General features: G+C 48.4%; 9 protein-coding genes. 2 read left to right on the top strand and 7 right to left on the bottom strand.

The window, feature by feature from the left end; all coding sequences use genetic code 11:
- Positions 1-464: HindVP family restriction endonuclease (locus Q0526_RS15120; protein WP_298735349.1), on the bottom strand; the 464-nt coding region annotated here is incomplete at its 3' end.
- Positions 465-605: 141 nt separating this feature from the next.
- Here Q0526_RS15120 and Q0526_RS15115 point away from each other — a divergent pair.
- Together Q0526_RS15115 and Q0526_RS15110 are read left to right on the top strand one after the other, a co-directional pair.
- Positions 606-1508 carry a DNA cytosine methyltransferase gene (locus tag Q0526_RS15115; protein ID WP_298735346.1) on the top strand — a complete coding sequence of 301 codons (903 nt, stop codon included), beginning with the start codon at positions 606-608 and terminating at the stop codon, positions 1506-1508.
- The gene (locus Q0526_RS15110; RefSeq protein WP_298735343.1) at positions 1501-1740 is read left to right on the top strand and encodes a hypothetical protein; all 240 of its coding nucleotides are present in this window, start codon (positions 1501-1503) and stop codon (positions 1738-1740) included. The genes Q0526_RS15115 and Q0526_RS15110 overlap by 8 nt, the downstream gene beginning before the upstream one ends.
- A gap of 358 nt (positions 1741-2098) precedes the next feature.
- Here Q0526_RS15110 and Q0526_RS15105 read toward each other — a convergent pair whose 3' ends face one another.
- The 6 genes from Q0526_RS15105 to Q0526_RS15080 form a co-directional block, all read right to left on the bottom strand.
- Positions 2099-2494, bottom strand: coding sequence for a hypothetical protein (locus Q0526_RS15105; RefSeq protein WP_298735340.1), 396 nt, complete (start codon positions 2492-2494; stop codon positions 2099-2101).
- A 23-nt stretch (positions 2495-2517) separates the two neighbouring features.
- Complete coding sequence (locus Q0526_RS15100; RefSeq protein ID WP_298735337.1) at positions 2518-2739, bottom strand: hypothetical protein; 222 nt, start codon at positions 2737-2739, stop codon at positions 2518-2520.
- Between the two features lie 179 nt (positions 2740-2918).
- Complete coding sequence (locus tag Q0526_RS15095) at positions 2919-6674, bottom strand: leucine-rich repeat protein (protein ID WP_298735334.1); 3756 nt, start codon at positions 6672-6674, stop codon at positions 2919-2921.
- A 217-nt stretch (positions 6675-6891) separates the two neighbouring features.
- The gene (locus tag Q0526_RS15090) at positions 6892-7608 is read right to left on the bottom strand and encodes a DUF6557 family protein (RefSeq protein ID WP_298735329.1); all 717 of its coding nucleotides are present in this window, start codon (positions 7606-7608) and stop codon (positions 6892-6894) included.
- Positions 7609-7749: 141 nt separating this feature from the next.
- On the bottom strand, positions 7750-8796 hold the full coding sequence (locus tag Q0526_RS15085) for a Fic family protein (RefSeq protein WP_298735326.1): 1047 nt from the start codon (positions 8794-8796) through the stop codon (positions 7750-7752).
- A gap of 257 nt (positions 8797-9053) precedes the next feature.
- On the bottom strand, positions 9054-9320 hold the full coding sequence (locus tag Q0526_RS15080) for a type II toxin-antitoxin system HicB family antitoxin (RefSeq protein ID WP_298735323.1): 267 nt from the start codon (positions 9318-9320) through the stop codon (positions 9054-9056).
- Positions 9321-9363 lie beyond the last annotated feature (43 nt).

Below are 9363 nucleotides of genomic sequence, written 5' to 3'. Positions count from 1 at the left end.
TCAAACATGCCTAACGCACAGTAGGAAGTAGTTGCAGACCGAACAACGATTTCAGACCCCCACTGAGTTTCTTCTTTTTCGAGAGTTGAATTATCAGGCAATACTGTCAACTTTACTTCAATAGGAGATAGAAAATGTCCCTCAAGGTCTTTAATAACAAGGTCAATGCCATCAATCGTATCAAAAGAGTATTGCTGATAGGGCTCAAAGACTGACTCAAAGCTGAAAAAGAGTTCATTTGGTCTTTTGTCTGCGCTATTAAAAACTTGACTTATTGGTATTTCATCTGCTACAACACATAAATTGCCATCAACGTAATCAAGTTTAATATAAACAGCCGATATGTTGTGCTCAAGCATATAACAAGCTGTAGCAGTAGGATAACTAGAGTTAAAGCAATTCTTTCCCCAATGGTCATCTACAGTTCTATTGGAGTGCTCTATGCCGAATAATCCGGATGGCATGACTTCACTTCCTTTCAAAGAGTGGCGTCAATTACTTGACGTCAATTTGATTTTATGCTATACTGTCAACAGTCACAATCATTTGTGTACCTATACAAAATTTATTATAGCACAAGGACTGCTTAAAAGGAAGTGATAAGCATGAGAATTGTAGACCTATTTGCAGGTTGTGGTGGTTTGTCTCTTGGTTTTGAACAGCAAGGATTTGATGTTGTGGCAGCCTTTGAATGGTGGGACGCTGCAATTAAATGCTATGAAGCTAACTTCAATCATCCTATTTTAAAAGTTGATTTATCTGATACCGAAACTGCTGTCCAGATTATTAAAGAATATCAACCAGATATAATTATTGGTGGACCGCCTTGCCAAGATTTTTCTCATGCAGGAAAAAGAGTTGAAGCGAGTAGAGCGGTATTAACTGATGCATATGCTGAAATTGTAAGCATAATTAAACCCATATGCTTTGTCATGGAAAATGTTGATAGGGCACAAAAGAGCAATGCCTATGCGAGTGCCAGATCAATCTTCAAAAAAGCAGGTTATGGTTTGACTGAAATCGTTCTTGATGCTAGCCTATGTGGCACACCTCAAAAACGGAAACGCTTTATCTGTTTTGGTATGCTTGGTAAAGATGATGGATTTGCGCTTCATACCTTTATCAGCAGACAATCTAAAAAAGTCATGACATTGCGTGACTATTTTGGTGAAGACTTAGGCTTTGAATTTTACTATCGACATCCACGAAACTATAATCGTCGGGCTGTGTTTTCTATTGATGAACCGGCTCCTACAATGAGAGGTGTAAATCGTCCTGTACCTAAGGGGTACCCAGGTCATCCCAATGATGCCTGTCCTGTTTCTCCAGATATGCATGTTTTAAGCACCGAAGAAAGAGCGTGGATTCAAACATTCCCTAAAACATTCAAATGGGTTGGCAACAAAACCGACGTGGAACAGATGATAGGTAATGCTGTCCCTGTAAACCTCGCTAAGTATGTTGCTGAAACTGTAGAACTTGCATTGGAGGAATGTCAAAATGGTTGATACTGAACAATTCAAAAAATGGCTTAAAGATAACACTCAGTACTCTGATGCCGTTATCAGTGATATGTCCTCTCGTATAAAACGTGCAGATAATATCCTTACATGGTATGATGATGAAGTGTATCAATTCTATTTAGAACAGGATGACCAATATAAACTTCTGTCCACTTCTGTTCGTTCTCAGATTAAAAAGTCTGTAAAGTTATATCGTCAGTTTATCACAAGCAAATAACACAAGGCTCAGAAGTCAGTTGACTTCTGAGCCTTGTGTTATTTTCGTTCTTTTATGACTGCTTCGATTACATCAATGTATTTTTGAGGAAGTTTGCAGTACTCATAAAGTTCTTGGTCTGTATAGATATGCTGCCACCGCGTCACAATCCTTTACGGCAGCAAAAAAGCCGCAAAATCATGCGGCTTTCTCACCATAGACAAAAAAAGAAAATCCACCCTACTGAAAAGAGGGTTGGTGACAGAGAGAAGCCTGGAAGGTTTCCCGTTTCTCTCTTCCCATTTCTATTATAACACCGGCTTTTGATTTGTCAAATATAGTAGGGTCAAGCCCCGGAAAATCGGCCGATGGGGCAAGATCAGTCCGTCGATTTTTCCTTCCCAAAGACACTTTCGAGTATATCAGGCCAAGCGTCTCTTGCAATTCTCCGGATCTTTCCCATCGGCAGGTCTGCACTGGCAAGGTACTCTTTTATCAGTTCTTTTGTCCAGATGATCTGGTCCTGATCCAACAGAAGCCGCAGTGTCTCCTGGAATCCCTCTGGAATCTTCAGAATCCGGTAGCATTCTTTAAATGACAGGCCTTCCGTCGCCATGATGTTTTTGATGTCGACCGTGGCTGTGTGCAGCTTTGAATCGATATATCCGGTCAGAACCAGACAGGTGGAGTGCTGTTCACTCGAATAATATTTCTCAAAAACTACCTTTCTGACAAGGATTTCCCGTTCATCTTCCTGGCTCACAATCTCGCTCATCTCTCTGCAAAATGCCTTTCCTGTTACTCTGCCTTCCGGACAGGAATATGCACCTGTGTAAACGCTGCTACCTGGCCAGCCCATTCGGTCAGGCTGTTGACTGCACTGCGTATAATCATTGTATCTTTCCTGATATCGGAGATACTTTCTTCAATAGCGGTGATCCGCTCGCCCATCGAAGAAAGCTGTTTATCGACTGCATCCAGCTTTTCCATAATCGCCTGCAGCATTTCTTGTTCTGTCATCGCGATCCTCTCCTCTCTGAATCTATCAGTATACCAGGTTTATTGTAGCACAGCCGTAGAAAAAGGAAAAGCACGAAAACAGGGCTTACCTGTGGCGGAAAAAGCTGCATCAAAAGTGAAAAGGCTCCTTTCCGGAAACAGCAAGGAGCCTTTTCTGTGAATCGAATCCCGATTCTGTGTTACCGGCCTGTGGACGGATTCTCCTTGATGGGGATATCGTTATTTGTAATGGTCCAGATCTTTCCGCGGTGAGAAACAGTAGAAACAAATCCCTCCGGCGTATCCATTTCCGCAACGCTCCAGTCATAGCGGTCATTCAGATGCTTCCAGGTGTATGTCCACCTGTTTTCTGCACTGAGTTCCACGATCTGGTATCTTTGGCCATCCCGCAGCAGTTCTACACGCACAAACTCCGGAATTGCCCGTCCATCGTCTGTGGTCCAGGTCTTATTGACGGTAAGGCTGGTATAATCATTTCTGCTGCTGCCGCCTCCGCCTCCACCGCCGCCCGAAGAGGTCTTGGTGTTGGTGATGACAAAGCCGTTGCGGCTATCTCCGGTGATCCGGCTGCTGTATCCCGGTACAGTAAGTTCTTCCACATTGTACTGATACGGGTCCCCTTCCGCATCCGTTGTGGGGAGCTTTTCAAAGGAGTGGGCCCAGTTGTTTGCAGCGGACAAGTCTGCCGTATCGATCACGACCCCATTGCTGAGCAGCTGGACTGTAACCGACTCCGGCCGGCTCGCTTCGTTTCCGCCCACCCACTTCTTCGATACAGCCACGGAAGTGTTTTCTTCTTTTCCGATGTCGATTCCGCCATTGGCTCCGATTCCGCCGCCCATATCCGCATGATTTCCACGGATAATCAGTTTGGCTTCTCGTCTGGCCAGATCCTTGCCTTCCTGGGAACAGGGGATCAATTTCAAGGACAGACAATCGACATAGTTTTCCACCGTTACCGGGGTCATATCGGCTCCGCTTGTGCCGTATCGGGGCGTTTTTTCGGATACAGACGGGTAAACGCCTGCAGCAGGCAGATAAATCGCACCATCTTTATACCACTGTGCTGCTCCGCCGCCCAGCATTCGATTGGGCAGGGTAGCCGGGAAATCCTCTGCCGGATTTGATGCAAAGACAAAGTCATCTCCGGCACCCTTTTCAAGCGCAGTATCCCTTGCTGTATTATCAAAGATGGCGGCACCTTCTGTGATATGGACGGAGGTTTCTCCTGTGGCACAGAACCACAGTCCTCCACCCAGCCGTGCAGTGTTCTCTGTAATCAGCGCATTGGAAAGGTGCATGGTGCTGTAATGGTCGTAATTTCCTTCGCTGTACATACCGCCGCCCATATTATAGGCAGTATTGTCGCTGATTTCTCCGGCTTTCAGCTTCACACCATTGGAGTATGAATAGATTCCACCGCCGATGCTGCCCTTGTTGTGGTGGATTTTACCGCCGTCCATTACAAAAGCAGTCTTATACTCCTCATCGCTCATCTGCAAGTTTCCGTCTACTACGCAAACTCCGGCGCCCTGGACCCCCTTGTTGAAAGCGATTTCGCCGCCAGTCATGTGGAATTTTGCATGGTCCTCGACATGCACTGCCCCCGATCCCTCGACATTCTGCTTCGAGGAGCAGTTGTTGTTGGACAAGATTCCTCCGTGCATCTCAAAGGTTGTGCGATGCTTGTCGTCGTTTCCAAAGAGCATGACTGCACTTCCCCGATGCCCGGTGTTTCCGCTGATTTTTCCTCCGCTCATCACTGCGCTGGAATGCCCCATCAGCAGCAGCCCGGAGGAACAGTTCGGGGCAGACACAGCAACTGCTTGGTTGCCCGAAATTTCGCCGCCGGTGATGATGACCTTGGCACCATCACTGGCCCGTACAATGCCGCTGTATACAATCGAATCGTCGTTCAGCGCATTCCGGGTAATTTTACCGCCGGACAATGTGAATACCGCCTTTTCGCCCCGGTTGTCAATGACACCGATCCCGGATCCATTCAGCCCGTTGGCGGTATCGCTGGCGATCCTGGAGCTGGTAACAACCGCTTCCCCGGCAAGGGTCAGACTTCCATAGTTCAGCAGGACACTTCCGATATTGTAGCGGCCAAACAGTGTAACCGAACCGGAAAGCACAAGCGACCCGCCCTCTTCCACCAGAAAGAGGTTTTTGAGGTTGGCTGTCTTGGTTCCTGCAATCTGGAACGGCTGTTCCGCTGTAATGGTAACGGTTTTCCCCTTGGGGACTGTTACAGCCTGGGCCAGCTTCACATTCTTTTCCAGCTTTATGGTGCCGCCGTTTTCGGCCTTGGCTGCTGCGTTCACGGCTTCCTGCAGCGTCGGGGCATCTGGCTCTCCGGAGATGGTATCCCCCGCGGCATCGTCCATCGACTGCTGTGTATACTGAACCGTAACATTGCCTTCAAGCTGTCCTTGAATCGTAACATGATCCTGGCTGTTGTGGATAACGATCTCCTTCAGCGCCGGATTTTCTTTGAACACATCGGCCTCCAGGACCTCCACGCCGCTGCCGATTTCAAAGTGCTCCACCCTTGTATCCTGAAACGCACAGGTGCCGATTTCAGTTACACGGTCGGGGATCACAACCGTACCGCTGAGCTGATCGGAATAGCAGAAGGCATACGGCCCAATGGAGATCAAGGTTTCCGGGAAGGCAATCGTTTTCAGCTTGGTGCCCAAAAAGCCCCACCTTCCAATGGAGGTCAGCTCGTCGCTCAAAGTGACGGCTTCAATATCGGTGTAGCTGAATGCCTGGTCCGGGATCTTTGCCAGGCGGGAAAGATCGACCGCACCCGTCAGTTGTTTGCATTTGTAAAATGCATAAGCACCCATCTCGGTCACACGGCTCAGGTTCACCGGACCGGTCAGAGCCGTGCATTCTTCAAATGCATTGGATTCGATCCGTTTCACTGCACCAAGGTCCGGGATTTCCTTCAGAGCGCTGCACTGATAAAACGCAGACAACCCGATCGCAGTGATCTGCCCCCGGGCTGTAACACGCTCCAATTTGCTGCATCCGGAAAAGGTTCTGGACGGAATCTCCGTGATGGAAGCGGGCAGCTCCACATGGGTCAACGCTGTGCAGTCGGACAGCAGGCTCCCTTCGGCAATCACAAGCCCTTCCGGCAAATGGATGCTTTTCAGCGCCGGAGCACTGGCAAAAGCTGCCGGCGCAGTGATCCGCTTCAGTGATGTGGGGAGATTGATTTCCGCAAGAACATCGCAGCCATAGACCATGGAATTGCTCGAAATTTCCTCCACACCTTCATCAAAGGTAATGGTGAGGAGGTCGCTCATGTTCTGAAACGATCCATCAAAGTTCTTGATGCTGCCGGGGATCGTGATTTCCTTCAAAGCGGGGAATTTGTAGAACGAGGAATGATTTACCGCGGTCAGGGTATCCGGCAAGGTCAGCGCCGTAACATTGCGGCGCTTATCCCACTGGGTAAACTGAATTTGGGTTACAGGATACTCGACCCCTTCGTATGAAAATGTCTCGGGCAGAGCAAGACTTGTGGGAGAGGGCGGATTGCTTACATCCCACAGACAGGCCCACCGGGCGCTGCCGTCGTCATAGAAATCAACGGTGTAGACGATTTCTCCGACGGTGATTTCCACATTCTCCTTCACCAGATCCGTATTCGCTGCTGGCTGGGCATCATCCGCTGCTCGGTCCTGGGGGTGCTGCCCGTCATTTTCATCTTTCTGGGCCTCCGCACCCAGGGCGGCAGGTTGGCTCGCCTGCGGCGGTGTGGGTTTTTGCTCCGGTATGCCATCCACATCCGGTTCACCGTTTTCTGCGGCTGCCGTAGGTTCGGGCAGCCCTGCCTCAGCAAAAGCTGTCATGCCCGACATGGAAAGGACTGTAAGCGCAGCCAGCAGCAGTGCCGCCGACCGTTTCAGTCGATTCATTTGATATTCCTCCTTGTTTTTCCATGTGCTATAAAATCGTCGTATGTTATACCACACAGAAATAGGTATTTAATCCAATATTAGTATATCTTATATTTTTTCTGGATACAACACTAAAAAATTTAGACATTCAAAACAAGGAACTCTGTACAATATCGCAAATACAACCGATATCCTGGCGCACCTCTTGATTCAGGCTTTGTGCTGTTTTACAGTTTCACTGGCGCTGCCCCTTGTTTTTGCCGGTGTACTGCCTCAACACCCGATAAGTCCTCAGCCGGTTTGTCAGCTGCTCCCGGCAGAGCCGCAGGTGGGATTTTTTCTTTTCCTCTTCGGTTTGCCGGGGGATCCCCAGCGACTCGCACAGCGCTTCCAGAGAAACGAACGACTTGTTTCGCTCTTCCTCCGCTTCCTGCACCGCCTCATGCAGCTGTTCCCGTGCCCTCTCCACACGGGATTCCTCCAGGCCAAAGAAGCTCATTTCCCACAGGACTGCGGCGCACAGTGCCCTTTCCCCCACCTCTCTGGCATTGGGGAGATATACCTCGCAGCCGAGAACCTCGTTCCAGGGTGCATATTCAAAGGCATAGGAATCCGGGAGCGGATCGAGGTACGCCAGGCGCTCGATTTCCTCCTCGGAAAGCCCCTCCAGGCCGGAAAGTTCCTCCAGCTCCGGTTCGATGTGAAACTTCGCGGCGATCTCCGCCTTCCGGTACAGACAGGGCTCCAGGAACTCGCCTTCTTCCGATGTGCGGAGAATCCCCAGGATCAGATCCCCTTCCCCCACCGGCTCGATCGGGTCCAGGCTCCGGACAAACCGGGTCAGTGCCTCTTCTGCCTGTTCCCGGTCCTCGGCTCGAACCCGGAACCGCTCACACAGTGCTGCAACAACCGTTTCCTCTGGCTGGCTTTGGATCAGCTCTTTCACCGTCATAAAAAACACCTCCATGCAGTGATTGTTGATCACAGAATCCCCCCGGATTTAGCCGTGAGGAGGATGCCAATTCCCTTACAAAGTTACAAATCCCTTAAATATCTCATTAAATTAAGGGAAATACAGCAAACATAAGGGCATTTATCGTAAGCGGAGATAATAAGTTGCCTTACCGGAACCTTCTCTCTTCAAATCGCCTTCTTTTACCAATTTTCTCAGAGAGCCTTCAATGGAACTGATGCTCAAAGATGGGCACAGTTCTCGAATATCCTGTTTCGTGAACCTTCCAATCTTATTTTGTGTTGCCTTTCTTACCTTCTCTACTGCTGGCAGCTTTGTTTCTATGATCGAGAATCTGTCTTCAAAATCCTTATAAGCTGCAAGAATGATGCTCAGCAGATATTTGATAAAAGGGACTGCATCTTCACAGCCTTCATGCCACCCGTCCTGGGATCTTGCAAGTGCATCATAGTAAAGGTCCTTCGTTTTTGCAATCTTGGCTTCCAGAGAGATGTATTTTCCTACATAGAAACCGTTGCGGTATAACAGCAAGGTTGTGAGCAAACGGCTCATTCTTCCATTTCCGTCATTGAACGGATGAATACAAAGAAAGTCATGGATAAAAATTGGAATTGCAATCAGCGGTTCCACTTCAAAGTTGCCGATTACACGGTTGTATTCTTCACAGATTTTATCCAGCGCTTCCGGTGTTTCAAATGGAGAAAGCGGAGTGAAGAGGGTTTCCGTATGTCCGTCCGGATAGGTCGCACTGATATAGTTCTGGATATTTTTAGTCTGTCCTGCCAAAGGATTATTCATGTGACTGTACATGATTTTGTGTAACTGCAAAATGTAATTTCTGGAGATGGGAATTACATCAAAGCTGTCATGGATTGCATTCAGCACATCACGATATCCGGCGATTTCCTGTTCATCACGATTTTTCGGCGTGGTCTTTTCCTCCACCAACTGTCGGATACGGGTATTGGTGGTGACAATTCCCTCGATGGCATTGGATGCTTCGGTACTCTGTATTTTTGCAATCTCGACAAGCTTCTCCAATTCTTCCGGGCGCTGCTTTAGATATTGCTCCTGCTTTCCAACTTCTCGGTAGATTGCTGCAATATATCCAAGAATTTCAGAATCCCATTTTTGCTCTTTGATTTTCGAGTAGTTGAATGTTCTCATTCCCTTAACCGCCTCTCATTTCCCTTAAAACATAGCAGATAGTAAGGGGAAAGTCAAATATCAGGAGTATATTCCCTTAAATAACCGGTTGTACCTCGAGCATTTCCTCTGTCGCTTTTGTCAATTCCGACTCTCTATCCTGTACAAGTAGAATACAGTTTCTGATAGAGACGTGGTGATCTGATTCTTTCATCAAAGCGAATTCCCTCGCAAAAAGGCCATTCCAAAATGGAATGGCCTTTTTCTGATACACTCTTCTATTTTCTTTTTGAACCCATCTTACCCCGATCGGCCTGACCTCGATCAGCCAGGGCGTTCGCTTCCCGCACTGCTGCCAACCAGCACCGTTTTGCATCTTCCATCCGGGCCAGCGCTTCCTCCCGGGTTTCGCCAAAGGTCAGGCACCCTGGCAGCTCCGGGATCGATGCCACAAAGCCCCCCTCGGGGTCCTCGGTCAGCCGGATCCGGTACTCCCTTGTGCCCAGCTTTTCCATCATCGCTTGCCGCATTTCTTTCGCTGCCATTGCTGTCTCCTCCTTTGAGGCGGTATGATATCAATTTTATTTT

This window comes from uncultured Subdoligranulum sp. (assembly GCF_937890665.1).
This window is presented reverse-complemented; position numbering and strand designations above follow the sequence as displayed.

What these genes read in the sequence shown, in the direction of transcription:
- Q0526_RS15115 (WP_298735346.1), top strand. Translation starts at nt 606, where the DNA reads ATGAGAATTGTAGACCTATTTGCAGGTTGTGGTGGTTTGTCTCTTGGT.
- Q0526_RS15110 (WP_298735343.1), top strand. Translation starts at nt 1,501, where the DNA reads ATGGTTGATACTGAACAATTCAAAAAATGGCTTAAAGATAACACTCAG.
- Q0526_RS15105 (WP_298735340.1), bottom strand. Translation starts at nt 2,494, where the DNA reads ATGAGCGAGATTGTGAGCCAGGAAGATGAACGGGAAATCCTTGTCAGA.
- Q0526_RS15100 (WP_298735337.1), bottom strand. Translation starts at nt 2,739, where the DNA reads ATGACAGAACAAGAAATGCTGCAGGCGATTATGGAAAAGCTGGATGCA.
- Q0526_RS15095 (WP_298735334.1), bottom strand. Translation starts at nt 6,674, where the DNA reads ATGAATCGACTGAAACGGTCGGCGGCACTGCTGCTGGCTGCGCTTACA.
- Q0526_RS15090 (WP_298735329.1), bottom strand. Translation starts at nt 7,608, where the DNA reads ATGACGGTGAAAGAGCTGATCCAAAGCCAGCCAGAGGAAACGGTTGTT.
- Q0526_RS15085 (WP_298735326.1), bottom strand. Translation starts at nt 8,796, where the DNA reads ATGAGAACATTCAACTACTCGAAAATCAAAGAGCAAAAATGGGATTCT.
- Q0526_RS15080 (WP_298735323.1), bottom strand. Translation starts at nt 9,320, where the DNA reads ATGGCAGCGAAAGAAATGCGGCAAGCGATGATGGAAAAGCTGGGCACA.